Annotated in this window: 21 protein-coding genes and 1 pseudogene; 10 read left to right on the plus strand and 12 right to left on the minus strand. The window is 70.2% G+C overall.

What is annotated here, in order from left to right:
- Positions 1-132: 132 nt before the first annotated feature.
- The 5 genes from E6U81_RS33200 (at position 133) to E6U81_RS33220 (ending at position 6,590) form a co-directional block, all read left to right on the plus strand.
- A complete protein-coding gene (locus tag E6U81_RS33200; RefSeq protein ID WP_136233755.1) occupies positions 133-1,869 on the plus strand; it encodes an immunity 49 family protein in 1,737 nt (578 codons plus the stop codon).
- 230 nt (positions 1,870-2,099) lie between these two features.
- A complete protein-coding gene (locus tag E6U81_RS33205; RefSeq protein WP_240804155.1) occupies positions 2,100-3,554 on the plus strand; it encodes an SDR family NAD(P)-dependent oxidoreductase in 1,455 nt (484 codons plus the stop codon).
- Between the two features lie 187 nt (positions 3,555-3,741).
- Positions 3,742-4,095 carry a hypothetical protein gene (locus tag E6U81_RS33210; protein WP_136233728.1) on the plus strand — a complete coding sequence of 118 codons (354 nt, stop codon included), beginning with the start codon at positions 3,742-3,744 and terminating at the stop codon, positions 4,093-4,095.
- A 43-nt stretch (positions 4,096-4,138) separates the two neighbouring features.
- Positions 4,139-4,513, plus strand: a complete 375-nt coding sequence (locus E6U81_RS40630; RefSeq protein WP_206310080.1) for a hypothetical protein — start codon at positions 4,139-4,141, stop codon at positions 4,511-4,513.
- Positions 4,514-4,952: 439 nt separating this feature from the next.
- Positions 4,953-6,590 carry a sigma-70 family RNA polymerase sigma factor gene (locus E6U81_RS33220; RefSeq protein ID WP_168714798.1) on the plus strand — a complete coding sequence of 546 codons (1,638 nt, stop codon included), beginning with the start codon at positions 4,953-4,955 and terminating at the stop codon, positions 6,588-6,590.
- Positions 6,591-6,676: 86 nt separating this feature from the next.
- On the opposite strand, the gene E6U81_RS33225 is transcribed toward E6U81_RS33220, so the two are convergent.
- Positions 6,677-7,918: an FAD-dependent monooxygenase gene (locus tag E6U81_RS33225; protein ID WP_136233730.1), complete on the minus strand. Its 1,242-nt coding sequence runs from the start codon at positions 7,916-7,918 to the stop codon at positions 6,677-6,679.
- A 98-nt stretch (positions 7,919-8,016) separates the two neighbouring features.
- Here E6U81_RS33225 and E6U81_RS33230 point away from each other — a divergent pair, with 98 nt between their 5' ends.
- Both E6U81_RS33230 and E6U81_RS33235 read left to right on the plus strand, forming a co-directional pair.
- Positions 8,017-9,021, plus strand: a complete 1,005-nt coding sequence (locus E6U81_RS33230) for a WYL domain-containing protein (RefSeq protein ID WP_136233731.1) — start codon at positions 8,017-8,019, stop codon at positions 9,019-9,021.
- 88 nt (positions 9,022-9,109) lie between these two features.
- Positions 9,110-10,660: a hypothetical protein gene (locus E6U81_RS33235; protein WP_136233732.1), complete on the plus strand. Its 1,551-nt coding sequence runs from the start codon at positions 9,110-9,112 to the stop codon at positions 10,658-10,660.
- Positions 10,661-11,328: 668 nt separating this feature from the next.
- Here E6U81_RS33235 and E6U81_RS33240 read toward each other — a convergent pair.
- The 9 genes from E6U81_RS33240 to E6U81_RS42010 all read right to left on the minus strand — a co-directional run bounded on the left by E6U81_RS33240 (position 11,329) and on the right by E6U81_RS42010 (position 20,481).
- Complete coding sequence (locus tag E6U81_RS33240) at positions 11,329-13,293, minus strand: acyl-CoA dehydrogenase (RefSeq protein ID WP_136233733.1); 1,965 nt, start codon at positions 13,291-13,293, stop codon at positions 11,329-11,331.
- 512 nt (positions 13,294-13,805) lie between these two features.
- The gene (locus tag E6U81_RS41805) at positions 13,806-16,433 is read right to left on the minus strand and encodes a tetratricopeptide repeat protein (protein WP_206310081.1); all 2,628 of its coding nucleotides are present in this window, start codon (positions 16,431-16,433) and stop codon (positions 13,806-13,808) included.
- A gap of 51 nt (positions 16,434-16,484) precedes the next feature.
- Complete coding sequence (locus E6U81_RS33250; RefSeq protein WP_240804156.1) at positions 16,485-16,994, minus strand: hypothetical protein; 510 nt, start codon at positions 16,992-16,994, stop codon at positions 16,485-16,487.
- A gap of 470 nt (positions 16,995-17,464) precedes the next feature.
- Positions 17,465-17,614 carry a hypothetical protein gene (locus E6U81_RS40165; protein ID WP_168714799.1) on the minus strand — a complete coding sequence of 50 codons (150 nt, stop codon included), beginning with the start codon at positions 17,612-17,614 and terminating at the stop codon, positions 17,465-17,467.
- 29 nt (positions 17,615-17,643) lie between these two features.
- A complete protein-coding gene (locus tag E6U81_RS33255; protein ID WP_136233734.1) occupies positions 17,644-17,847 on the minus strand; it encodes a hypothetical protein in 204 nt (67 codons plus the stop codon).
- An 82-nt stretch (positions 17,848-17,929) separates the two neighbouring features.
- Positions 17,930-18,301 carry a hypothetical protein gene (locus E6U81_RS40640; RefSeq protein ID WP_206310082.1) on the minus strand — a complete coding sequence of 124 codons (372 nt, stop codon included), beginning with the start codon at positions 18,299-18,301 and terminating at the stop codon, positions 17,930-17,932.
- 600 nt (positions 18,302-18,901) lie between these two features.
- Positions 18,902-19,042, minus strand: a complete 141-nt coding sequence (locus E6U81_RS33265; protein WP_136233735.1) for a DUF4259 domain-containing protein — start codon at positions 19,040-19,042, stop codon at positions 18,902-18,904.
- A gap of 138 nt (positions 19,043-19,180) precedes the next feature.
- The gene (locus E6U81_RS33270; protein WP_240804157.1) at positions 19,181-19,534 is read right to left on the minus strand and encodes a transposase; all 354 of its coding nucleotides are present in this window, start codon (positions 19,532-19,534) and stop codon (positions 19,181-19,183) included.
- Complete coding sequence (locus tag E6U81_RS42010; RefSeq protein ID WP_346766191.1) at positions 19,531-20,481, minus strand: hypothetical protein; 951 nt, start codon at positions 20,479-20,481, stop codon at positions 19,531-19,533. Before E6U81_RS42010 ends, E6U81_RS33270 begins: the two co-directional genes overlap by 4 nt.
- A 373-nt stretch (positions 20,482-20,854) precedes the next feature.
- Here E6U81_RS42010 and E6U81_RS33285 point away from each other — a divergent pair.
- Positions 20,855-21,280, plus strand: a pseudogene (locus tag E6U81_RS33285) (hypothetical protein); the annotation flags it as partial.
- Between the two features lie 697 nt (positions 21,281-21,977).
- Here the strand turns inward: E6U81_RS33285 and E6U81_RS33290 are convergent.
- Positions 21,978-22,556: a hypothetical protein gene (locus E6U81_RS33290; RefSeq protein ID WP_136233737.1), complete on the minus strand. Its 579-nt coding sequence runs from the start codon at positions 22,554-22,556 to the stop codon at positions 21,978-21,980.
- 221 nt (positions 22,557-22,777) lie between these two features.
- Here E6U81_RS33290 and E6U81_RS41380 point away from each other — a divergent pair, with 221 nt between their 5' ends.
- On the plus strand, positions 22,778-23,458 hold the full coding sequence (locus E6U81_RS41380) for a transposase (RefSeq protein WP_240804158.1): 681 nt from the start codon (positions 22,778-22,780) through the stop codon (positions 23,456-23,458).
- Positions 23,459-23,560: 102 nt separating this feature from the next.
- Positions 23,561-24,274 (plus strand): hypothetical protein, encoded by a 714-nt coding sequence (locus E6U81_RS33300; protein ID WP_136233738.1) that lies wholly within the window; start codon positions 23,561-23,563, stop codon positions 24,272-24,274.
- Here E6U81_RS33300 and E6U81_RS40170 read toward each other — a convergent pair.
- Complete coding sequence (locus E6U81_RS40170; protein WP_168714800.1) at positions 24,201-24,845, minus strand: transposase; 645 nt, start codon at positions 24,843-24,845, stop codon at positions 24,201-24,203. The two genes, E6U81_RS33300 and E6U81_RS40170, sit on opposite strands and share 74 nt — an antisense overlap.
- Positions 24,846-25,212 lie beyond the last annotated feature (367 nt).

The raw sequence follows: 25,212 nt of genomic DNA on the forward strand, positions 1-25,212 counted from the left end.
ACGGGCCGTGGCCCTCCGCCTTGCGATCCACCGCACCGGACACCGCGACCCGGCAAACCTTTCCGGCCACAGCACTAGGCTGCCGCATGTTGTCGATCAAGGAGCAGGGCAGTGCGAATAGAGCGTCATCAGGTGGGCGGGGCCGTCGTGTCGACAGCACGTGAGGATTTCGCGAACCGCATCGGGGGGCAGGTGTCGTCCATGTCGAGGGCCGGCCGGATGGCCACGTACGAGTGGCAGTCGATCGCCGACGAGTTCCTCGACTACCTCGCCGCCCTGTCCGTCACGTCACCCGACCTCGACACCCCGGAGGCCGAAGCCGTCCTCAAGGATGCTTCCGAAGCCGCTGCCGGAGCCGTCGCCTACGCCGCCTACCACCCCCACTGCAGCTTCCATGTCTTCCTGCAGTACCCGAACATCGGGATGGGCTACGACCCGGGTGACGATGGGCCCGAGGAGAGCGTCACGCCCGGCGAGTGGATCGACGCACTCTGCCTGGCCGTCCTGAGGGACAAGGCCAAGTGGCACGGCGAAGCCTTCCACTTCGCCCGGGCCAAGTTCGCGGCAAAGGCACAGGGGACGCCCACCGGCGAACTCGCCACTGCACTGAACGCCGTGGTCCTGGACAGCACCGGCAGCGACGAGGAGTACCCGCCGAGCGCCCGGGCCAAGCTCGCCGCCGTCGACGCGGCCCTGGACCGCATCCGTACCCGCGCCGAGGAGACGGGCGAACCCCTGGAGGGCCCGCCGGGCAGCGCGGCGCTGCGAACGCTGCGCGCCCTGGCCGCGGAAGACCGGGCCGCCTTCGACGCCGCTCTGGCCGACCTCCTCGTCAGGCACAGGGCACTGCAGGGCCCCTCGGCACCCGCGAGGTCCCTCCTGCCACTCGTCCCCATCGCCCTCGCCGCCCTCGCGTACCGGACACTGGGCTGGTCGCCGGCCGTCCGAAGCGACTACCTCCCGCACGCGCTGATCACCGGCTTCGAGACACGGGGCCCGCGGGTCGGCGGCTTCGGCCGTGAGCGGCGACCTGACGCGGTCGCCGCACTCGCAGCGGGCCCCCTTGTGGTGGAGCGGCCGGCCTGCGAGCGGACCGTGCACCCCGAGACCCGGGCGATATACGAGGAGAGCGTCCAGGAGGCGTTCACCGCAGTCGACGGACGACCTCTCGAGGTCTGGCGGCTCGACTGGGTCATGGGCGACCAGGAGCGCCTGTTCACCTGGGACGCGGGCGATCCCGGGGACCTCACGGCCGCCCGACTCGCGCCCCTGCGACTGGCCTCCCAGATGGGGGCGGCACTGTTCCGCATCGCCCTCGCCGAGCCGGGAACCGAGGCCGAGGTGACCATCGACGGCCGCACTCTGCGCTATCCGGCCGAGCGGGGCGAGGAGGCCGGTGCCCACAATTGGGAGAGGGCGGTCGCCCTGGCCCTGATCACCGGAGAGCGCGAGGACCTCGCCCCTCTGGTCCTTACCGGCCCCGCCTTCGCCCGCCCGGACGGCTCCGCATCCAGCGCGTACCGCGAGGCCCTGCACGCCTACCTGAAGGGCGTCGACGCCGGACCGGCCGCGCAGCGAGCGCTCCAGCAGGCCGAGAAGGCCAAGGACTGGGGCTTCGCCATGCCGCCGGCGGTGCTGCTCTCGCAGCTCGTCGACGGCGACGAGGAGAGCTTCAACCTGGCCCTGGCCGACGCGCTCGAAGCCCACCGCGCCCACTACCAGGTCGCCGACCGCGCCGACGATCCGGCCGCCTCCATCAACCTCGGCATCCTCGGCCTGGCCTGCCATGCGCGCCGCCGCGGCTGGGCCGTCCGCGTCGAATCCGGCTACCTCCCGGCCGACCTCATACGGGCCGCCCAGCCCTTCTGAAGCCAGCCGGAGCGGCACCCGTCCTGGGCGCGGGCCTGTCCGGCGAAGGCATGGGTGAGCGCGCTGCATGCGTGCCGACGGGCCACCGTGCTCCCGGTTCCCACGCGAACCATTCGGCCCGTGCTGCACTCGGGGCTGAGCCTGAGGTGTGTTTCCCGGCCCGCCGGCATGCCCTCGCCTCGGAGGGGGCGGCAGGTGGGGGCAGGCCACCCGCCCCTGAGAATGGGGCGGTGAACGCGAAGACGTGTATGGACAGCGAGTCGGTGGAGAACCTGCTGGCGCTGCTCGATCAGGCCGCCGGGCTGCCGGTGCAGGACGCACAGCGGCGCCGCATCGAGGGCGCCGCCAAGAACCTTCTCCGGCGCGGCCGTCGCGAGCGCAGGGCCCAGGCACGCGTACGGGACCGGGAGATCGACGCCACGCTCCTCGCCGCCACCGTCACCGGAGCCGGCGACCGGCTCATGGACACGGCCCTACCCACCCGGGCAGCCGGCCCGCAGCAGCTGACGGAGGCCGGACCCGCGCCCGAGCCTTCCACGGACGGGCCGACGGCCGCCGCACACGAACCGGCAGCCCTGGGCATCCTGCGCCGCGGCCAACGCTGCTACATCTGCAAGGACCACTACAGGGAAGTGCACCCCTTCTACCACCAGTTGTGCATGCCCTGCGCCGCCTCCAACCTCGACCAGCGCACGGCACGCACCGACCTCACCGGACGCCGCGCGCTGTTGACCGGCGGCCGCGTCAAGATCGGCCACGAACTCGCCCTGATGCTGTTGCGTGACGGCGCCGAGCTGACCGTCACCACCCGCTTCCCCCGCGATGCCGCCTCCCGCTTCGCCGCCGCTCCGGACCGCGACCGCTGGTGGGACCGGCTGACGGTAGCCGCGCTCGACCTGCGGGACCCGCGTCAAGTGCTGGCCTTCACCGAACAGGAGCTGGCCCGCGCCCGCCCGCTGGACATCCTCGTCAACAACGCGGCCCAGACGCTGCGCCGCGCACCCGAGGCGTACGCTGCCCTGGCCGCCACCGAGGCGGCCGGGCTGCCGACCGCACGCCACTGGGCGGCGCCGGGCTTCGTCGTGCCCGGCCATCCGGACCGTGCCCTGGCCACAGGCGGCACCCCCGCCACCACCGCACTCGACATACCCGCGGGCATCGGCACTGCGGTCGATGCTGCAGGACTGCTGCCCGACAACGCCCCGATGAACTCCTGGACCCTGCAGCTCGGCCAGATCAGCGCCGCGGAACTCATAGAAGTGCAACTCGTCAATGCGGTCGCCCCGTTCCTTCTCGCCGACCGGCTGCTGCCGCTGATGGAAGCCTCGCCCCACCCCACCCGCTACCTGATCAACGTCTCCGCGGTGGAGGGCCAGTTCGGCGCACTCAACAAGTCGCCCGACCACCCGCACACCAACATGGCCAAGGCCGCCCTGAACATGCTCACCCGCACCAGCGCCTCCGCTCTCGCCGCACGAGGAATCCACTGCTGCTCCGTCGACACCGGCTGGGTCACGGACGAGAAACCCGCAGCCGCCCGTGCGCGACACGCGGCAACAGGATGGAGGCCGCCGCTGGACGTCGTCGACGGCGCGGCCCGGATCTACCACCCCATCCGCGAGGGTGAGGCGGGCCGGCCCCTGCATGCGGTGTTCCTCAAGGACTACCGCCCTGCCGCCTGGTAGCCGTACAAGGGACGCCCCGAAGCTCCTCCGCGGTCATCCCCGCGATCCTCCGGGCCGCCGCGTAACCGCTGCTCACGGGCCATGCCCCGGTGCGGAAACCACGTAGCTCGCCGGGTCCCGGCGCGGGTATCGTCCGGTTGCAGACCGGCCGCACCAGCGGCCTCCCCGATTCGGAGAGCGGATTGCCATGACCAGCCGGCAAGCAACGACGACCCTGTGGCGCCCCACCGGCCCCCAGGAGCTGGCCCTGGTCCGCGAGCTGCACTGGCGTGCTTGGCCGCCTCGGCTCCCGGAGCAGCCGATCTTCTATCCGGTCCTCAACGAGGACTACGCGATCAGGATTGCGCGGGACTGGAACGTGAAACACAGCGGTGTCGGCTTCGTCACCCGTTTCGAGGTCGAGTCGGAGTTCTTGAGCCGGTACCCCGTCCAGCAGGCCGGCGGCCGCACGATCCTCGAGCTGTGGGTCCCGGCGGAGGAGCTGGACGACTTCAACGCCCACATCGTCGGCGAGATCCAGGTGGTCCACGAGTTCCGCTGAAGCCGGGCGGCCTGCCAGCGGGGCAGGCCGCCCCGCTACGCCGATGCGGCGCGGCCGGCGCGATGGCTACGTTCTGGAGGGCATCCCTCACTCGGCCGCCGGCCCGATCGGCGCTCAAATTGAGGCAGGCCTGGGGCTGGCTGAGGGCGCCCCGAACCCGGAACACCGGCGCCCGCACCTGATGCGGCTCACCCCGAAAGGGGAAGCCGCCATCAGGGGCCTCCAGGAAGCCGAGGAAGCCGAGGAAGCCGAAGTGCGGAGCCGGCTGTCCGATCTCACCCCCGGTGACGTCACGACGGCGATTGAGCACGCTCACCTGTACCGGATTGAGCGCATGCGGGGGGTGTGCCGACACCGGTCCGACATGGCGGTCCGGGGTGTGGGCGCGCGCGGCGCGGCAAGCCCCGACACCCCATAGCGGCATGCCGGACATTCCGGTTCGTGTGATCATCCCGACTGAAACGGCTTCCGGATGGGAGGAGTCCACGAAACGCAAGCCCGCCCCGGAAGGCGCTGCCGTCGCGCACCAGAGCGGAGACGGTACCGATCGATCCTCTTCTGATCGCATCCGAACAATCCCGTCGGGATTCTCAACGAAGTTGCTTGGAAGCCTAGTTGGCTGGTCCACAGCGTATGTCGCCCCCACGGGGACCTGCTTGGCAGACCGTGTTGCTCCGGTCGGCCGAGCCGCGTCGACCTGCGCCGTCCGCACCTCGCGCGGGCGAAGGCCCGTTTGCTTGCAGCCCGGCGACGGTGCACACTTGCGCGAATTCCGGTCGGGCGCAGCGCCGCACCCCCATGACAGATGTACCCGGATCCGACGCCCGGGTCACCAGCGAGCCACACGGGAGCGCGTGTTGAGTACACCGGGTACCGCCGGTCAGCAGAATCTACGAAGCCTCAGCGACGGGGAGCTCTGTGCCCTGCTGCGTGGGCACACTTCGGAGCCCGACGCGGCCGCCAGCGACGTGATGGACGAGGTGTTCGCCCGTCACCATTCCTCGGTGCTCGCCTACGCCCGTACGTGCTGCCGAGACCTGTCCACCGCCCAGGACCTCGCTGCCGAGGCCTTCGCGCGTACCTACCGTGCCATCGCCTGGGGTGCCGGCCCCGAGTACGCCTGGCGGCCGTACCTGCTGACCTGCGTGCGCCGTCTGGCGGCCACATGGGCACGGGACGCCGCCCGTACCCGGTTGTCGGACGACTTCGAGGAGTGGGCCGCCCAACTCTCGGACGGCCAGGACGCCGAGGACGCCGTCTTCACGGCGGAAGAGGGATCGCTGGTCCTGCGCGCCTACGAATCGCTGCCGGAGCGCTGGCAGGCCGTGCTCTGGCACTCCGTCGTCGAGGGCGAGCCGGCGGCCGAGACCGCGTCGCGCCTCGGGATATCGGCGGGAGGCGTCGGCTCACTGGTCGCGCGGGCAAGGGAAGGCCTCAAAGAGGCGTACCTGCGCGCCCATCTGGACGAGAGCGCGAGCGACGAGTGCCGGCACTACGGGGGGCAGATCGCCGCCAGGCTGCGCCGGCCGGGCAAGCGCCTCACACGGGACCTGGGCCGCCATCTCCAGGGGTGCGACGACTGCGCACGGGCCGAGCGCGACCTGCGCGACGTCAACGGCCGCCTGGGCGTGCTGTTGCTGGGTGGAATCCTGCTGTGGAACCCCGCCTCCTTCCTGTCGGCCCTGGGCGGGAACGGCGCACAGCTCGCCGCAGCGACACTGAACGGGACGCAGCTCGCCGGAACCAAGGCCGGCGCAGTGAAATGGGTGGCTGCGGCAGCCGTGGTGGGAACGGCGGCCACCGCGGCAGTCCTGCTGCCGGCCGACTCCGAGAGCAACGGGTCCGCCAAGGTCGCAGCCCCCGCCAGAACCCCCGCGGTCCCGGGCAGCAGCCCGCTCCCGGCGGCAGCACCGATCATGGCCATCGGCTCGGCGGCCTTCGCCACGGCCCCCGCCACGGGTCTGCCTTCGGCCTCCGTGTCCGCCTCGGCCTCGGCCTCCGCGTCCGCCACGCCGACCTCGGCGGCGCCCTCGCCGGATCGCGCAGGCGCTGCCCTGGTCCACGTGGCCTCGGGGCTGTGCGTCGGCCTCGGCGGCGGCGGTTCAGACGGCCCGTTGCAGCTCCAGAAGTGCACCGGAAAGGCCGACCAGGGATGGCAGCGGCTCCCCGCCCAGCAGAACACGTACCAGCTACGCAACGCGGGCACCGGTACTTGCCTCGACGGAACCACGAGCGGCGGGAATGTGGCCGAGGTCACCCTCCGCGCGTGCCGGACCGGTGCGGACCGAGCGACGCAACTCTGGCGGTTCGAGCAGGACCCGCGACCCGGCGCGTACCGCGTCTGGTTCGTGCCGAAGGTCCCGCACAGCGACTACGCCGACCATCTTCTCGGCCCGCGGAACTGGCCGAAGGCCGACCCACCGCGTCCGGGATCGGAGATGGTGCACCTGCCCAACTACTACAACTCGGTCAACATGCTCTTCACCATGAGGTGAGTCCGCGCATGACCCGGACACGGTAGAGCCGGACGATGATGACGACGGATGAGAAGACCGAGCCGTGCGGCCGACGCCAACATTGATCACCGACGACGCAGCCGGGCGGCAGCGGCCAGGATCGGGGTGGTCACGGTCGTGGCGGCGGCGCCGAGTGCGGTGTCGGTGGCCAGGATCAGACGGACCGTTCTCATGGCAAGGGTGAGGACCTCGCCGCCGCGCTGGCGCATGCCCGCCTCGAATTGGTTCACGGCCTCGGCCGTCGTCGTATCGCCGTCAGTGACGCGGCTCAGGTGCTGAAGCAGGGCGGCAGCATCGCGTATGGCCGCGCCGGCCCCCATTCCGGCCGTGGGCGGTGTCGCGTGGACGGCGTCGCCGAGCGCGGTGATACGGCCCGCAGGCCATGGCGCGAGGTCGGTGGCACGGGTCGAGGCGGCATTGAAGCGGTACGCGGCCACGCTGTGCGGGTCGGCGCGGGCGATGACTTCCAGCGTGTGCTCGGCCCAGCCCTGCTGCCGGAACGGTCCCAGCAGCGCGGCCTGCAACTCGCCGACACGCAGTTCGCGCAGGGAGTCGGTCGCGTCGGATTCGGGGAACATCGCGCCCCAGATGTAGGTGGGAGCGGTGGTGACGGACATCCGCAGTTCGGGGGCGTCGAGTACCGCGTTGCCGACCGGGTCGAGGAAGCCGACGTACAGGGCTGCCCCCCGAGGGCCGATCGCCAGCCCTGATCGTGGTCCGAGCCGTTGCTGCTCACCGGGACTCAGGTCAGCGCGGAGGGTACGGCCGGAGAACCCGATGATGCCTGCCGGGCTGTTGGTCCGGCCTCCCGCCAGGCGTTGGGCAACCAAGGAGTGGGTGCCGTCCGCGCCCACCACCAGATCCGCCGAGACAGTCGCGGCGTCGGCGAACCGTACGAGTGGTGCGCCGTCGTCACCCTGACCCACGTCGGACACCGTCCGCCCCAGATGCAGGTCATCGCCGACCTCCTCGGCCAGCAGCATGCGCAGAGTGATGCGATCGACATCGATGCTGGAATCGGCGCTGAGATCCGGCCCGCGGCCGAGGAGCCGGCCGTGACGGTCCCAGAACGCATCGCGGTCGCGCAGCCGCAGCGCCGAGGCCGACGCCAGCAGCCGCCGCATGGTCTCCGGCGCCACCAGCTCCCGCAACGCCGACTGGGCCCGCTCGTCCAGGGTGATGTGGTAACCGCCTGTCGCCGCCACATCGGTGTCGCGGTCGAACACCGCCACCTCGAACCCCCTGCGGCGCAACCCTGCCCCCAGCGCGAGTCCACCGATCCCGCCACCGACCACGACAACACGCATACCTGACCGTTCCCTTCCGCCGCTGCTCGCCTGCGCATCAACGCAACAGTGGCACCGGTAGTGGACACGGAGTGGCCACTACCGGGCATGATGGGACGATGGCGAGCACCTCACGGCGGGCCTTGCGGTTACTGTCCCTGTTCGGATCGCGCCGCCTGTGGCCACTGCGCGAACTCGCCACCGCGCTCGCGGTCAGTGAGCGCACCGTCCGCCGTGACATCGAGACCCTGCGCGGGCTCGGATACCCGATCACCACCGTCCACGGGCCCGATGGCGGCTACCAGCTCGGCGCAGGGCACACCCTCCCTCCGCTGGTGTTCGACCACGATCAGGCCCTGGCGGTCGCGGTGGCCCTGCAAACCGCGCCAGGAACGGTGTTCGGTCTGAGTGACGACGCGGCGCGTGCACTGGTCACCCTGGAGCAGGCCATGCCCGCTGCGCTGCGGGAATCGATGAAATCCCTACGCCTGACCAAACTGCAGAACTACTGGGAGTTTGCGGCGCCCCCCATCGACTCGACCGTGCTCACCGCCGTGGGGGCTGCGGTGCGCCACCGCCACGCACTGGTGACCGAGACGCTGCGTGCCGACGGATCCCGCCCCGGAACCGGCGACGACGACTTCGTGGCCGCCCGCCGCATCGAGCCCCATCATCTGGTGGTCTGGGCCGGGCGGTGGTATCTGGTCGCCTACGACCTCGGGGACCACCAGTGGCGAGTGCACCGTGTCGACCGGCTCCGCCCCCGTCCCACGACACACCGATTCTCTCCTCGCCGGCTGCCCCACGACGACCGCGCCCACTTCGTCATGAGCAGTCACGACCGCGGCGATGCTCCGGCCGCCTGGGAGTGCACCGGCAGTGCCCGACTCAACCTGCCGGCCGGCGTCGTGGCCCGCTGGGCACCCAGCGGCTCGGTCGTCGAACACCTCGACACCGAGTACTGCCGCCTCACTCTCGGAGCCTGGTCCTGGGCCGGCATCGCCGGGATACTCGCCACCTTCGACACCGAACTCACCGACCTCCACCCGCCCGAACTCGCACAGGCATGCCGCCGACTGGCCGACCGATTGACCGTCGTCGCGGACACCGGGGGAAGGCCGTAGCCGGCGGTGCGGTGGGGGCCCGACCGAACAAGCCGAACAGCGTGCGAAGTCGAGCAAGGGCTACGCCGTAGTCGCCACCTGTACCGGCGTGTTCGAAACCACGCTCGAGTGGGCGGCCACCGGCGAGGTCCTGGCCGCTCGGTGCACGGTCGGCTGGTCGGGTCCCCGGGTCGGTTCGGGCGAGCCGGACGGACATCGCGTGCGCCCAACACCCGTATGCCAGGCCGGTCGTCGAGGTCCTGCCCGCCGATTTCTTGATCATTGCGGGCAACCGATCGGGCCCTCTGGCAGGCGTACAGGAGTCGGGCGTGCTCGAACGCCTGACCTATGTGACATGAGGGGGACCGTTTTGATGCGGTTGAACCGCACACACAGCACTGCCGCGCGGCGGATCGGGGCGGCTCTGGCCGCCGGTACGGTCGTGTTGGGCGCCGCGACCACTGCCCAGGCCGCGGCGGTGCCGACCCCGGTGACGCCGGGCGCCGCCATCGGTGAGCAGGGCCCGAACCGGGCTGAGGGGAACCCGGACCCGTTCGGCGGGCTCGTAGCCTCCGAGGAACTTCTCGACACCGCGGTCGAGAACGGCCAGAAGCAGAGCCTCCGTCTGGGCTTCAAAGTTACCGGCGACAAGCCGGTCCAGGGGGCGGAGCTGGGCGTCCACCTGCCGCCGGGCCTGGAACTGAATTCTCAGGAACGGCCTTCGAACTGCGAACACTTCAAGGTCGACCCCGTGCGGGAGTACCGTGACGAATACCTGTTCTGCAGTTTCACCGGCACCTTTGAGCCGGGTAAGTACTACCGGCTCGACACGGGGCTGAACATCACCGCGACCCCGGAGCTTTGGCGCGACCTCTTCTACGCCGCCTGGACTCCGGGCGGCAAGCCGATCTACAAGCCGCAGCAAGGTGGGGTCAAGGGAACCGCCGCGGCCATCAAGGTCGCACCGGCCGAGCCGTTCAAGGAGTGGGGTTTCTGGGGTCGCGAGGTTGCGGTCGAAAACCCCGCGAACCAGGTCGACTTCACCGTGGACGGGGCGACCGGCAGTGGCCCGGCCGGCGGCCAGGTGCTGCTCGACCCGGGTTGGCAGATCAAGGGCACCGGGTCGGTCGCCACTACGGCCATCGACGACAACGTGGTGGAAACAGAGTTCGTGCTACCGCCCGGCATCAGCTTCGTCGGCGGACGCCCGGGCCCGGACGGGCGCCGGGTGTTCGGCGGGACCGGCGGCTCGGTCAAGGGGACCTTCAAGATCGAGTCGTGGGTCAAGCCGGGCACCTACCACGGCGAGTACCGGTACAAGGCCGACCGCGGTCCGGGCCATCTCAAGATCGCTGACATCGACCGAAACCTCGGCAACAACAAGGCCGAGCTCACCATCACCGTGACGCCGGCCAGCAGCCCGCAGCCCAGCACGTCGACGTCCGCCTCGGCCTCCCCGAGCCCGTCCGGCTCGACTTCGCCCTCGGCCTCCACGAGCACCGCCCCGGGTACCGGCAACACCCCCGGCCCGAACGGCGGTACCGGCGGCAACCTGGCCAACACCGGCTCCGCCGCGCTGGCCGCGGGTGGACTCGCTGCCGGGGCCCTGACGCTCGGCGGAACCCTGTACGCCATGGCCCGTCGGCGCCGTTCGGCGTAACGGCACACACCGTGCACGGCGCCGACGCCCGCGAGGGCGTCGGAGAAGCCAGTGCGGGGGCGGCTCAACGCCCCCGCACGGGACGGTGTCCGGGGATCGTGAAGGGGGCATCCCGACTCTCAACGGTCCGACCAGCGACGGGACATCTGGTGCACCCTGGTCCACGCCGGCCGCATCGCCCGCCTCACCCCTGACGGCCGGATCGACGAGTTCCCCCTGGATTCCCCCAGCTGCGGCCCGACCCTGATCACCACCGGCCCCGACGGCGCCCTGTGGTTCACCACCCTGCACAGTGCGACCCTCACCCGCCTCACCCCGTCCGGCGAGCTCTCCGAACACGCCCTCCCCGACGGGTCCTGCTGGTACACGGCATGGGCCACCGGCCGCATCGGCCGCATCACCCCGGATGGCACCGTCATGGCGTTTCCCCTCCCCACCCCCGCCTGCGAACCCCATGGCCTCGCCTTCGCCCCCGACGGCACCCTTTACGTCGCCCAGGAGAGCGGCGAGGCCACCCGCTGGGACGTCAGCCCGTGACGGATGACAGCGCCAGGTCATTGGCGTACGTGGCTCCGGGCTGCTACCCGCCGAGGCCGGGCAGCGTCATCGCCCGCCGAAACCGCACCGAGCTCGTGCCGCCCCGCCGCAGCGGCGCGGGCCCGCTCGGCTCAACCCAGGAGATCGGGCGCGCGCAGCATTTCTGGCGGGACGCCCCAGGCGTCGACCAGATCGAGCGCGAGCGGTCGGACCTTGCGGCACAGGTCGTTCACCTCGCGGCTGATCGCCTTCGAGCGCTGCACGGTCAGCCGACCGTGCTCCATGAACCAGGCCCGGTCCGCCTCGATCGTCGACAGGGCGAACAGGTCGCACAGCAGGGCCAGCGCGACCTTCTGGTCGCCCTCGGGCATTGCGCGTACCTTCTCGACGAACGCCTCCGTCACCAGCCGCTCGACGTGGGCGCGGGCGAGCGCGACGACATGGTCCTGCACCTGTGAGAAGACCGCACCCGGATCGCGCTCCTGGTCGGTCCCGTTCTTGATTCGGCGGGCGAGGCCGGCCAGCATGTGCTCCTCCCGGAAGCGGACCATGGCGAGCTGGTAGTCGGAGTCGAGCAGCCCGGCCTCCCGGTCCCATGCGTCGCCGCCGGGCAGCAGATCGCGTACGCGTTCGAGCAGCTTGTGGACCGAGGTCCGCTCCAGGAGCGTCTCGACAGCGAGGCCGGTGACGAAGCGGACCATGCCCGCCTGGTCGAGGTCCTCGAACGCGCTCGCCTGGTCGGTGAGCAGCCCCTTGGCGACGAGCTGCAGAAGGACGTGGTTGTCGCCCTCGAAGGTGGTGAAGACGTCGCTGTCGGCCTTGAGCGCGGCGAACCGGTTGACCGCGAGGTATCCCGCGCCGCCGCAGGCCTCGCGGCACTCCTGGACGACCCGGGTGGCATGCCAGGTCGCGAGCGCCTTCAGCCCGGCGGCGCGGGACTCGAGGCGCCGCCGCTCCTCGGCATCGTCCGTGATGCCGGAGAAGACGTCGTGCAGCTGTGAGCGGACCACGTCCTGGGCGAAGTGCAGCGCGTACGTCCGGGCGATCAGCGGCAGCAACCGGCGCTGGTGCAGGCCGTAGTCGAGCAGCACCTGCTCTTCGGCGCCAGAGCCCGCCGAGAACTGCCGCCGTCGCATGGCGTACCTGGTGGCGACCACGAGGGCGACCTTGGAGACGCTGATGCCGGCGCCGCCGACGCTGACCCGGCCCTGCACCAGCGTGCCGAGCATGGTGAAGAAGCGCCGGTGGGGGTTGTCGATCGAGCTCTCGTAGACGCCCTCCGGGCTGACTTCGGCGAACCTGTTGAGGAGTGCCTCGCGCGGCACCCGCACGTCGTTGAACCGGATCCGGCCGTTGTCCACGCCGTTGAGCCCCATCTTGAGACCGTCGTCCTCGATGCGGACGCCGGGCGCGGTCTCGCCGCCGACCCGGACGGGTACGACGAAGGCATGCACGCCGTGGGACTCTCCGGCCACCTCCAGCTGGGCGAAGACGACCGCCAACTCGGCGTGGCAGGCGGCATTGCCGATGTAGTCCTTGCGCGCCTCGTCACCGGGCGTGGTGATGACGAACTCCTGGCGTGCAGCGTCGTATCGGGCGACCGTGGCGAGCGCCTGGACGTTGGAGCCGTGCCCCGTCTCGGTCATTGCGAAGCAGCCCATCAGCTCGCCCGTGATCAGCCTGGACAGATGGGCGTCGTGATGGCGCTGGGTGCCGAGGTGCAGGATCGCGCCGCCGAAGAGACCGAACTGGACGCCGACCTTCACCAGGACCGACAGATCGCCGAAGGCCAGCGTCTCGAACGCGGCGATCGAGGCACCGACGTCGTCGCCACCGCCGTAGGAGGCCGGGAACCCCATGCCGGTCTGCCCCGTCGCGGCCATCTCGACCACGACCTCCCGCACCCGCTCGCGGAACGCGTCGAGGCCGAGTTCCTCGGCTTCTTCGAGAATAGAGGCGTACCTGGACAGGTTATGCCGTACGAGACTGCGGATCTCGGCGTACTCGCCGTCGAGCATGACGGACAGTGCCCGGACGTCGATGCCGGGCTGCACGTATCCGGTCGTGGTGGGGGCGGAGGTGTTGTTGAGGGCCATGGGGCTTGGCTACCCCGGCGCGAAAGGATCAACCAGGAGTGACGAAGAGACCGGGGATGGACCGGGGCCGGCGTCTGGCCGCGTCTGCTGGCCGGGCTGCGCCGTGCTGGCCTTCTGGGCCTGGACGACCGGGCCGTGGTGTGACGGAGCAGTGATCTGCCGAGGGTTGCCACGCCAGACGCTTCTTCGGCCGGGGTCGGGCGTCGAGGAGTGCCCGCGAGGCGTGACCGTCGTGGTCGGTCTGGGCGCCGCAGGCATCCACGGTCCGCAGGACCGCCACCTCCGCCGGCACGGCTCCCGCCGCATCCGGTCCGGCGGCCTGGTGGTTGAGGGCCATGACGAGGATCTTGTCGTCCTGGCCGGCGAGGTGGACGCTGACGCGTTTCGACTGGAGCAGCCTCGAAGCCCACTGGGCCGCGCATCCCCCCTCTGCTTGATCATCTTTACGGTCTTCCCGGGCTCGTGGCGTCCGGCCGGCCCGTCCACCTGCCCGCGTACGCGGTCGGCCCGGGTCATGACGGCTCGACGTTGTCCCGCTCGGTAATGGCCCTGGCGAGATTGCCTCGGAGCATTTCGGTGAACGGGTGGCCCTCGCCCAGGATCCGCACGGTGTCGCGCAGGGTTTGTTCGTAGAGGGGGATGGCCCGCTCCAGGTCTCCCGCCGATTCGTGGGTGTGGGCGAGGTTGTTGCGGCTGGTCAGGGTGTCGGGGTGGTCCTCACCCAGGACCCGGACCCGATGGCTGAGAGTCAGTCCGTGCAGGGAAGCGGCCCGTTCCAGATCCCCCGCCATTTCGTAGGTGTAGGCGAGGTTGTTGCGGCTGGTCAGGGTGTCGGGGTGGTCCTCACCCAGGACCCGGAGCCGAACGACCAGGGTCTGCTCGTACAGGGCAATGGCCCGCTCCGGATCCCCTGCCGATTCGTAGGTGGAGGCCAGGTTGTGGCGGTAGGTCAGCGTGGAGGGGTGGTCCTCACCCCAGAGCCGCTCGGTGTCGGTGAGCGACTGTTCGTACAGGGGGATGGCCCGCTCCAGGTCTCCCGCCGATTCGTACGCGCCGGCGAGGTTGTTGCGGGAGGTCAGGGTGTCAGGGTGGTCCTCACCCATGACCCGGACCCGATCGCTCAGGGTCTGCTCGTACAGGGGGATGGCCCGCCCCAGGTCCCCCGCGGATTCGTAGGTGTAGGCGAGGTTGTTGCGATAGGTCAGTGTGGAGGGGTGGTCCTCGCCCAGGATCCGCACGCTGTCGCTCAGGGTCTGCTCGTACAGGGGGATGGCCCGCTCCGGGTCCCCCGCCGATTCGTAGGCGAAGGCGAGGTTGTTGCGGGAAGTCAGGGTGGCGGGGTCGTCCTCACCCAGGACCCGGACCCGATCGTCCAGGGTCTGCTCGTACAGGGGGAGGGCGCGTTCCAGGTCCCCTGCCGATTCGTACGCGCCGGCGAGGTTGTTGCGGGAGGTCAGGGTGTCGGGGTGGTCCTCACCCAGGACCCGCGCGGTGTCGGTGAGTGACTGTTCGTACATGGGGATGGCCCGCTCCAGGTCCCCCGACCATTCGTATGCGCTGGCCAGGTTGTTGAGGTAGGTCAGGGTGGAGCGGTGGTCCTCGCCCAAGAGCCGCACGGTGTCGGTGAGGGCGCGTTGGAAGTAGGTGGTCGCAGGGCCGGACTGGCCTTGGTTGCCGAGGAAGAGTGCCGTCTCGTTGAGGATGCGGGCGGCATTGATGGTGCCTTCGGTGTTGATGGTGTGGGTGGCGAACGCGTCGATGTGCGGGAGCAGGGTGCGCCAGGTGTCCCAGGTGTCAGGGGTGTTCCAGGCCTCGGGGAGGTTGGTGTACAGGCCCTGGGTGGCTTGTTCGCGGGCTTGGTCGATGAGTTGCGGGGTGCGGTGGCAATCCTCGGGGTCGGGGGTGCGTGCGAGGGCCTGGACGAGCCGGTGGATGGCGAGGGTGTTGGCTGCGGGGTCGGGAGTGATCATGCTGTAGGCGGTCAGGAGGCCGAGGGCGGCGCTGTCTGCGGGCGGGTCGACCGTGCCGGCGTGGTGCAGGACGGCGGGGATGTGGTCAGGGGCGTACCACGCGAGGGTGCGCAGCAGGTCGGCGGCGTGGGGCTGAATGCGAGTGATGCGGTCGAGGGTGATGTTCCAGACGCGGGCAATGGTGGCTGAGGCGGCAGTGGTGGCCGCACCGGCGCGGTACATCTGCGCGGGGTGCTGGGCGAGGAGGTGCACGTAGGCGCGCGGGGTCGTGAGCGGGTTCTGCGCCAGGTAGGCGGCGACCTGTTCGATGGCCAGGGGGAGGTGGCCGAGGGTTTCGCACAGGTCGGCCGCCCCGTCCAGGTCCCGGCCGGGATGCGGGCCGGAGGTGATGCAGGTGAGCAGAGCCAGGGACTCGGCCGGTAGGAGGATGTCGAGGCGGACGAGGGTGGCGGCGTCGGTCCACGCGGTGGCGAGCCGACTCGTGATCAGAAACCTGCCGCCTGGGGCGCGGGCGATCAGGGGGGCGATATCGGCGGGATCGTTGACGTTGTCCAGGACGATCAGCCAGCCGGTGTGGCTGGCCAGCCACTGCAGGCCCCACTCGGCGAGTGCCTCGACCGGCAGGGCGTACGCGAGTACGGGCTGCAGGGCTGTGGCGAGGTCCGCCAGGCCCTTCTGGACGGCGGCGGGACTGTCGGCGGTGATCCACCGGACGGGCACGCGTCCGTGGGGGCGGGTGGCGGCCCAGTGCGCGGCCAGGGTGCTCTTGCCGATCCCGCCGAGTCCGGCAACTGCCTGGACCAAGGCCGTGCCGGGGGAGGCGAGCGCGGTGTCGAGGAGGTTGAGTTCGCGCTCGCGTCCGACGAACAGGCCCGGCTGGTAGGGCAGGTCGTTCAGGCCTATCGGGGCATCCACCTCGGCGGGCGGGCGCAGCGCCTCGGATGGTAGCTGTACGGTGGGTTTGTAGACGCCGGTGACGGCGATGGCGCCCGCCCCGATGGCCTGGGCGTTCCCCGTCCGGTAGGCCACGGCGTCGGCGTCCCCGACGTTGGCGAACGCGTTCTGCCAGGTGGTCGCCCGTGATGCTCGGCCAACGTCCGCGACATCAGCCGGCATCGTCGCGGCCACGTCCTCGCCGGATCCCTTCTTGCGCCACCGCCAGCGGGCCACACCATCCCCCTCGGTTCGTTCTGCGAACGGCTGCGATGCAGGGTGGAGGGACTATCCGGTGGCGATGCCGGTGACGGCGGTGGAGCCCGGGCCGGTGGCCTCCGCGTCCCCGGTGTGCGCGGCCCGGGCGGTACCACTGCGGCCGCCGCTGCTGTGCTTGACGCCCGTGACGGCGCTGCCCCCGTCACGGGCCACCGCCGTGCCCGTCGCGACGGCGGTGTCCCCCGCCGAGGCGGCCACGAACGCCAGCAGGTCCCGCAGCTGCCCGGCCACCTGTTCCCGCCCTGCGTCGTCCAGGCCCTCCAGCAGAGCCTCGAACCGCCCCGCCCACACGCCTTCCTCCCGGAGCCGCGTCGGGGCCGTGCCGTCCCTATCGCCCGGCGCCAGAACGCGTGCGGTGTGGTCCAGGCGCTCCAGCTCGGCGGGGATCCGCGCCGCATCACCGCGGCCGAAGATCTCCCCCACCCGCTGTCGCATCCCGTTCCACGCATCCGTCCCCGCGGCCTGAACCACCGCGCCACCACCCGCCGCTGCCAACGCCGCCAGCGCCTCCATCAACATGTCGTCTCCTTCGTATCCATGTCCGACTGTCGATCACTCTTCGCAACCAGGCAGCCACGCATCCGGGGTCCTTGCCCATCAACACGGTTGAGAACCGCGGCAAGTTCCCGCTGAGCGGCCCTGGTTCGGCTGCTGGTACCGGCACCCGCCCGTACCCGAGTGATAGAAGCCGCCGTCCCGGCCCCCTGAGCGGTTCTTCGACGAGAGGAGATGGCACCCAGAGCCCGGTCGGGCAGGCTGCGCGGCTTTCACCCTCCCGGGTGAACGGGAGAGGGCAGGGGGAAGTGGAGGGTGTGCGTCGTCCGGGGGCGAGGACGTAGATGTTGTTCACCAGCCGATCCTGCCGTCGGGCAGCTCGACCAGCGTCCACCAGCGGCTGCGGCACCCGCTGTCGACGATCTTTACGCACGAGGCGCGGGAGGCTGGTCGACGCAGTCGGCTGACCGGACGTACGGCGCTGACGGGCGCCGTCAGGAGCGGATCCGGATGAACTCGTAGTGCACGGTGGCGTCCCCGGGGCGGTTGACCGGTGCGCCGAGGACCGGAGTGTTGTTCGAGCCACCGCCGACGTACACCGCGGAGATCCAGCCCGGCGTCCGGCCCGGAGTGATGATCTTCACCCAGCCCGTATGCGTCTACCGGCCCGCCCTCATGCGCCCGGCCTCGCCTCCATCCCTCTCTCTACCGTGCTGAGGGTGGTGGCCACCGCCTCGAGCGGAACGTCGCGGGCGATGACTTCGTACGCAGCGTCCTGGCCGGTCCGGGCGATGACGTACCGCAGCGTGATCCGGACCTCGATGCCCGGGGGCCATTTACGCCTGTCTCCCCCCGTGGCCGAGGTCTTGTCGAACAATCAGCACCTCGAAACCGTCCGAGCCCCCTACCCGTCCCAGGACTCCAGGAGACCGGTGAGGGCCTGCGCGGCTCCGGCCGCATCACCGGCCTCCCCTCGCATGGCTGCGAGGTTGTTCCGCGCGCTGAGGGTGTCGGGGTGGTCCTCGCCCAGGGTGCTGCCACACGCGGTGACAAGGTTCCGGAGGTGGTCGATGGCGGCGGGTCACCTGCCCGGAGTCGCCGAGGCTGACACCGAGGCGGTACAGCACCGGGTGTGCGTCCGGCGAGTACAGGGCTTCTTCGCCGTGGCGGGTGAGAGCGTGCGCATTGGCCTGGAACATCCGGGCAAGGTCGGTGTCGCGCTCGATCTCGGGCCAGGTGTCCATGAGGGCGTCGGCCGCGGTGCGCGCAGCGTGGTACTGCTGGTTGGGCGTGAGGGTGTCGCGGGTGGCGTGCTGGATGAGCTGGTGCACGCGGCGACCTGGTGGGGGGTGCCGGGTTGGTGGTCGATGAGGCTGAGCCGGTCCAGTGCGCGCAGAGCCCCCTGCGCTTCCTTGGGGCTGACCGGTGTCAACGGCCGCCACCGTCTGCCCGGCCACCACTTCGGCCGCCACGGGTGGGTGGGACCCGCCGGGGTGCGGTGGGCGGCGAGGTGGGTGCGGGCCGACGGGCTGGAGAGGACGTCCTGGGGGACGCCGTTGGCGTCCAGGAGCGCGGCGAGGTGGAGCATGGGGCGGGCCAGGCCGACAGGGCGCAGGGTGTCGGCGCGGTCGATGGAGAGGGACCAGGCGGCGGCGAGGGCGATTGCCTGCTCGTCGGGCAGGGCTTCCGGGGTGAGGTCGGTGAGGGTGGTGGTCCGGTCGGCCAACAGGGAACGGTAGGCGGCCGCGCTCTCACCCGATCGACGATGTACGCGGCGGCCTGGGCCAGCGCCAGGGGAAGGTGTCCGAGGTCGTGCGCGAGGGCGGCGAGCTGGTCGGCGGGTTCGGTGCGCCCTTGGGCGTTCAGGGATGCGGTGAGGTAGGCGAGGGTCGTCGGTGGTGAACAGACTGACGTCGATGCGGCGGCGGCCCTCACCGAGGTCCCGAGTCGGTGACTCGCTGGAAGGCCCGCTCCAGCACGTCGATGACCTGCTGGTGGGTGAGTCCCTCAAGTGCATCGATGAAGTCTGCGGCGAGGTCGCTGTCGAACGGACCGGTTCCCCACGTTCCCATGAAGGGTCTGGTGCAGGTTCGGGTGACAGGCGGTCCGCCATCGACGCCCCGGCATCGCGTGCCTCGTCGGCCAGGAACCGGTAGCCGGACTCCGGGTCCTCGCGGTGGGCGTCGAACAGCGCGTCCGCACGATACGCCTCAGCGAGGACGGCGTCGGCCACCGGCTTGTCGAGCCAGCGGTAGTACGGCTGCCTGGCGAGCTTCAGCACCCGGCACGTCACCGCGACAGGCGTTCCGTCCGCGGCCAGCTCCTTCACGAGCGGGTAGATCCTTTCCCGGCAGATGCGCCTGCGACAGATACGCCGCGGCCCGCCGCAGGACCTCGTTCTCCTGCTCCAGCAGCTTGATCCGACGACGTGCCTCCCGCAGCTCCGCGTTCTCCTGACGGGTGCTCCCGCCCTTGGCCCCGTCGTCGATGTCCGCCCGGCGCATCCATTTCCACAACGTCATCGGATGGACCCCGAAGTCGGTGGCGACCCGCTCGACCGTCACACCCGGACCACGGTTCCGCGCGACCCGCACGACGTCTTGACGGAACTCTTCCGGATAGGGCTTGGGCACAGCGACATCCTTCCCACCTGCCCGACAGGACAAGCCAGTTCAGATGTCACCCGATCGTGCGGCAGACCCGTCTCGGCGGCCGCCACCAGATCCGGCCACCGGTCCTGAACCAGCGCCCCGCGACGGGTCCGCACCACCACCGTGCCGCCCGGGCCGGCGGCGATGAACAGGAGCGCCCGGTGCCCGTCGTTCTCCAGATTTCGCCCTGTCTCATGAGACAGGGGCGCTGGGGTGATCTCGGTTCCGAGTTCCGCCGCCTTACCCCTCTGCGGCCTGCGACCACACAGTATTCCGAGCTCTGGCCCGGGGCCCCAGGGGGCGCTTGCGACGGTCGCCGGGGAGGTGAGCCCCAACGCTTTGTTGTCCTTGCCGTCCCGCATGTGGTTGAGCCACCGTTCGTACCAGCTCAGGAAGTCCTGGGCCGAGGAGACGTTCGGAGGCCAGAAGCCATCCGCATTGCCGGTGACCATGCGGCCGGTGAGGGGCCCGGTCACACCGATGAGGCACAGGTCGGAGCAGCCCATCCCGATGATTTCGAGGAACAGATCCCCTTGCAGCGCGTCCGCGTGGCTCACGTGATGGAACCCCCGCGGGGTGCCGTCCGGCGGCTGTCGATCCATGGTGAACAGCCTGCACTCCTCCAGCGGAAGCAAACCGTAGAAGGGGGCGGCACCGCTGCCCCCGAGTTCGACAAGGAACTTCCGGTAGGCGAAAGGCAGTTCGATGTGGTGCTCGGACTCGAAAGCGTCCGCCTGCGCGGAACTGAGGCGTGGGCCAACGCGGAACTGGTGACGCCAGGCGCCGGCCGAGTAGCTGCACTGCGCCTGGTATGGGACCTTAGCCAGCTTGGAGCGTATGCGGGATATGCGGGAGTCCATCGGAGGATCTCTTCTTTTGACTGCCGCCACTCTAAAGGCCCGCCCAGATGAGGCATCTCCGAGTGTCTGGAGAACCGTGCAGCTTGCTGGGCAAGCCTAAGGGGAGCCTGGGCAAGCCCCGCGGAACACGGCTTGCCCACCCGGCCGGGACTCGTCGGCGGGGCGGAATCGGTCACGGCCAGGGCCCGGCTGACCGATGCCGGGTGACCGATGACCGGTCACCGCCTTGGGCGGGAGTTGCATGGATCGGTCATGGCGCTGACGTGCTGTTTGACCGATCGCGGTAGCGGATCGGTCACGACCGGTCCGCCGACCGGTCACGGGTTTTGCTGGGCAAGCCCCCGCCACGGAGGGCTTGCCCAGCGTCCGGGCGGTGTCCAGCGACGGCCATGGACGCTTTGATGCGGTCACCGGCGAGAAGGTCGCCCGCGATCGGGACCCAGACCCCGACACCAGCACTCCGGACGCGTCGCCGGATCTCACCTGCCCCGGGCTCGGCCCGATCGAGGGCACGCCGGTACGTATCGCCGGGCTCTTCGGCGGTGGCCTGCACAGCACCACTCCAGACAGCTGGACCCTGGACGTAGTCAGCCCCGAGTGGCCCCACGACCGCGTCATCCTCTCCGCCGACGGCGGGTCCCACAAAGGCCCGGCGGGAGGGACGTGGTGGCACATCTTCCACTCCGAGTACTCAGAACTCCGCGCAGCCGGGTTCTCTCCCTCCGGCCTGACTCTGGTGGTCGCCACCTGCAGCGACCTCACCCTCTGGACCCGACCTGAACTCCACTTTGACGACTGAGCGGACAGCGGTTCAGCAGGCGAATGCACTCTTCCTCGCCGTGGCCTACGCAATCACGCGGTGACAACACACGTGTCCAGGTGACATCTAACGTGTCTCGGCACACCGACCGGGGAGGCCGCGCACTCCGACCCGCTGGAGGGTTGCACCGGAGGGCGGCTGGAGGGTTGTCTGCATGGTTGCATGAGGCGGGGGACCGAAGGTGCGACCGGGGGTGGGACCCTCCGAGTCCGGTGATCTTGCATTCGGGCAGGTCAGATGCTGTGGGCAAGCCCCCATCGGAAAACGACACCTCTTACCCACGCGATAGCCGAGGGGAAGAGGTCGTACATCAAGGCCGGCCGCAGAACTCAGGCCGGCTGCGCCCGGAGTCTGGCGACACGAGAGAGCTGGCCCTTGCCGACCGCGTGCAACTGCGCCCGGTCGACATCGCATCCGGCCCGGCCCGCGGCGGCGCGGCTGGTCGGCGCAGTGGCCGACGCCGCCGAGCTCACCGGCCTTCCCCGCGACGCCGCGACCGCACGGGCGGAGCTGCACACGTTCGCCGCCAGGGCATCGGCCGACTGCGCCAGTCCGAACGCCTGGGTTCCGACGCCGATGCAAACGTCCACGTCAGAACACGGGGGATCGGCGTAGGCCGGACCGGCTTGGAACATGGCGCCGCCAGCGGTGGTGCTCAGCGCGCGGACAGCTCGGGTCAGCAGCCCTTCGTCTGGTCTGCGGTGATCTCAGTGATGAGCCATGTGTCGCCCTCCAACGTGGCCTGGGACCTGACCGGGTATTTCAGACGCTGATCAGCCAGCTGAACGGGCTTTCCGGAGTCCTTGTCGACGGGCTTCCAGTTGGTTGTGTTGAAGCAGTCGGAGAGCGTGGCGGTCTTGTTCTTGGTGTCGACGGATGTAACCGTCGGGCTCATCTCCGGCCGGCCGGTGTACTTGATGTTTTCCGACGTATTGAGCAGGGCGGATCCCTTCAGGTCGGCTGCTGCGTCCCCCTTGGCGAACTTCGCCAGGTCCTCGGTGTGCACCTTTCCGTCTGCGGCCATCTTGATCTGTATCTCGCGCGTGTTGGTGTAGGCGGCCAAGACCTTGTCCTTCGCGGCCTGGCCGGGATCGCTGGGAGGCGGCTTGGACGCTGACACGGAAGGCGTGGACGATGCTGTGCTCGTCGCGTTGCCGGAGCTGCAGCCGGCCAGCGATCCAGCGGCCACGGCGCATGTGAGAGCGGTGCCGGCCATGCGCAGGGCGCGGGTTCGGGTCATGGTGGACGGTGCCATCGGCAGATCCCCCTTCAGTGTCGGATTCGGGCGCGAACGTGTGAGCCATGAGGGCAGTAGGCGCAGAGGAGTTCCTCCAACGCGATCTGCCTGCCATGGACGGACTCGTCGGGCCAGGACCCGGCGAGCCTACAACTGCGCCCGTACGGCGCGTTGCGCCCCGCGAGCCGGTTGACCCGGCCCGGATCGGCCGCCGTGTTGTACGGCGCGAGGCGATGGGGATGGATGCTGGCGCTGTCGCGACGGCTCTCGAGGAGGCTCGGTTCGACGCGCGGCAGGCGTCCTGGTACGAGGACCTGGCCGACGACCTCCGTGGCCCGGCGGAGCTTGCGGAGTGGGAGCGCATCGCCCAGCTGCTCGACGCTGCCGGTCCGGGCGCCGTGTACGACCCGGACGCCGACGACGTCGTCCAGGCCGAGCTCGCCGCCGACGCCGCGGCCGCCGCCGCCCGGGAGGCCGAGCTGCGCGAAGCCGTCCGGATCGCGGCCCGCGCCAACCACCTCCAGGTGCTGCGCGACCTCGGCACCCTGGACCAGGCCGAGCCAGCCGAAGGCGACGAGCTCACCCGGCGCGAGGACGGGTACGTCCAGGCCGACGTCGACGCCTGGCTCGCCCACGCCCTGGCCACGCACCGCAGGCACCACCGCGACCCGGCCGCCCGCGAAGCCGCCGCCAGCCTTCTGACCCCGCCGGTCCTCGCCCACGCCGCCCTGCTCGGCGAACTCCGAACCCTGGCCAACGGCATGCGACGCGACCGCGCGGTCGTCCAGGCCGCCCTCACCACGACCTACACATCCGGAGCAGTCGAAGGAAACGTCACCAGGATCAAGCTGCTGAAGAGACAGATGTACGGCCGCGCCAACTTCGAACTACTCCGACGCCGCATCCTGCTGTCAACTTGATCAAGAAACTGCAAACCACCGAAATAGCGACAGAGTCAACTTCTGTGGACTGGTGACGCTCAGTACCGACGGGGTGTCGGTAGGACGGTCGATAATACGGTCATGGCAGATCGCAGTCCGGTTCCCCGGATCATCACCTCGGCGGCGCGGGAGTCCCTGAAGCCGCTCGGCCTGGCCCAGCGTGGGCGGTCGCGGCTGTGGATCGATGATCACGGGTGGTGGCTGGGAGTCGTGGAGTTCACCCCGCCACGTACTGCCGGCAGCGGTCTGCACGTCGGTGCGATGTGGCTGTGGCACGACGTGGACCACCTGGCCTTCCACGTGGACGCTGTCCAGGTCGGTTCCGAGCTGTTCCGCACAGAGGACCGGTTCACGCCGCTGGCACTCGAACTCAGCCGTCAGGCTGCTGCGAGCGTGACCGCGCTGAGGGAGAAGTTCCCAGCTCTGCCGGATGTCGCCCGATACCTGGCGTCCAGGCCGGTGCGCCGGGGATTCCTCTGGGACGATTTCGACGCCGGGATCGCGACCGCCCTGGTCGGTGATCCGGATACGGCCCGCAATCACTTCGAGCGAGTCCTTCGAGACGACCCGCTGGCCCCGTGGATGGTCGAAGCCCAGGAGAAGGCACGTGAGCTTCACGCGATCGCGGCAGATCGCGACGCCGTGACCGCATGGGTCGGGCGGCGCGTCGCCTCATGCAGGAGGAAGCTGGCACTGGATCCTGCGCCGCTCAGAACTGCGGTCAGGCCAGCAGGACTCGCTTCCGTAGCAGGCCAAAACCGACCCGGCCGTACATCTGTCGTTTCGGCATCTTGATCCGGTTGACGTGGCCCTCGACGACGCCCGAGCTCCAGGGCAGGGTCAGGCCGGCGGTAACAGCGGCAAGGTCTCGTTCCAGGCCGTTGACGAACGTGTGGAGACTCGGCAAATCGTCGGCGCGGACCGCTTCGATCCACTGCGCGAGCCGGTCGCCTTGGAGTTCGGTGATCATCCTTCCGAACGCGCGGACGTGACCGGTGAGCGCGTCCAGCTCAGGGCAATGTGTGAGCACTGACTTCAGCCTGAGTCGATCGTTCTCCAGCAGGGTGTCGGGGTGGGTCAGGATCCACCCGGCGACGGTCCGCGGCGACGGTGGACGGGCAGCCGGGGCGGTCGGAATGGTGCGGAACGGTCGCAGGTAGGCGCGGACGGCTCCGTAGCCGCCGCGGTAGGCGTGGGTCTTGATCTCTTCCCAGAGGGTCCAGGCGTTCGTACAGCCTTCGGCCCACCGTTCGTTCAGGTACGGCTTGAAGTCATCGAGCTTGGTCTTCCGGTTCTGCCACTGCCCCTGGAACAGGTCTTCCGGCATCACGGCGTCGGCCAGCCGCTGGGCGGTGCGATAGGTCATGCCGAGCTGACGCTGGATCGAGCGTCGGCCATGGCCAGCGGCCGGCATCGCGTGGACGGTGGCGTGCTTGGCGCGGGTGCGGTCGGCGAACCGATGCCCAGTGAAGCCATGGCGCCCCGCCGCCTGCCGGGGCCTGGACTTCTGCCTTCTCCGGGGCCGCCTCGGTAGGGGGCGCACGCAGGCACGAGCGGTGGCGGGAGATGCACCGCTCCGCGGCCTCGCCGAGGTTGCGCCAGAGGTGGAGGTGATGTCCGTGGACCCTCTTACTCCCGATGATCCCGAGTCCTGGCCCCCTGCAGCCGAGGGTGCCGGCTCCTGGGCTCCGCGTGATGGCGCGGGAGTGCGGGATCCTTTTTCCGGTGCCGCC

This window comes from Streptomyces sp. A0592, assembly GCF_004795115.1.
In the GTDB taxonomy this organism is placed as follows: domain Bacteria; phylum Actinomycetota; class Actinomycetes; order Streptomycetales; family Streptomycetaceae; genus Streptomyces; species Streptomyces erythrochromogenes.

Excerpts from the sequence above, each read along its gene's own strand:
- E6U81_RS33210 (WP_136233728.1), top strand. The coding sequence starts at position 3,742 with ATGACCAGCCGGCAAGCAACGACGACCCTGTGGCGCCCCACCGGCCCC.
- E6U81_RS40630 (WP_206310080.1), top strand. The coding sequence starts at position 4,139 with ATGCGGCGCGGCCGGCGCGATGGCTACGTTCTGGAGGGCATCCCTCAC.
- E6U81_RS33225 (WP_136233730.1), bottom strand. The coding sequence starts at position 7,918 with ATGCGTGTTGTCGTGGTCGGTGGCGGGATCGGTGGACTCGCGCTGGGG.
- E6U81_RS33230 (WP_136233731.1), top strand. The coding sequence starts at position 8,017 with ATGGCGAGCACCTCACGGCGGGCCTTGCGGTTACTGTCCCTGTTCGGA.
- E6U81_RS33240 (WP_136233733.1), bottom strand. The coding sequence starts at position 13,293 with ATGGCCCTCAACAACACCTCCGCCCCCACCACGACCGGATACGTGCAG.
- E6U81_RS33250 (WP_240804156.1), bottom strand. The coding sequence starts at position 16,994 with ATGTTGATGGAGGCGCTGGCGGCGTTGGCAGCGGCGGGTGGTGGCGCG.
- E6U81_RS33265 (WP_136233735.1), bottom strand. The coding sequence starts at position 19,042 with ATGGGAACGTGGGGAACCGGTCCGTTCGACAGCGACCTCGCCGCAGAC.
- E6U81_RS42010 (WP_346766191.1), bottom strand. The coding sequence starts at position 20,481 with ATGGACTCCCGCATATCCCGCATACGCTCCAAGCTGGCTAAGGTCCCA.
- E6U81_RS33290 (WP_136233737.1), bottom strand. The coding sequence starts at position 22,556 with ATGGCACCGTCCACCATGACCCGAACCCGCGCCCTGCGCATGGCCGGC.
- E6U81_RS41380 (WP_240804158.1), top strand. The coding sequence starts at position 22,778 with ATGGATGCTGGCGCTGTCGCGACGGCTCTCGAGGAGGCTCGGTTCGAC.
- E6U81_RS33300 (WP_136233738.1), top strand. The coding sequence starts at position 23,561 with ATGGCAGATCGCAGTCCGGTTCCCCGGATCATCACCTCGGCGGCGCGG.
- E6U81_RS40170 (WP_168714800.1), bottom strand. The coding sequence starts at position 24,845 with ATGACCTATCGCACCGCCCAGCGGCTGGCCGACGCCGTGATGCCGGAA.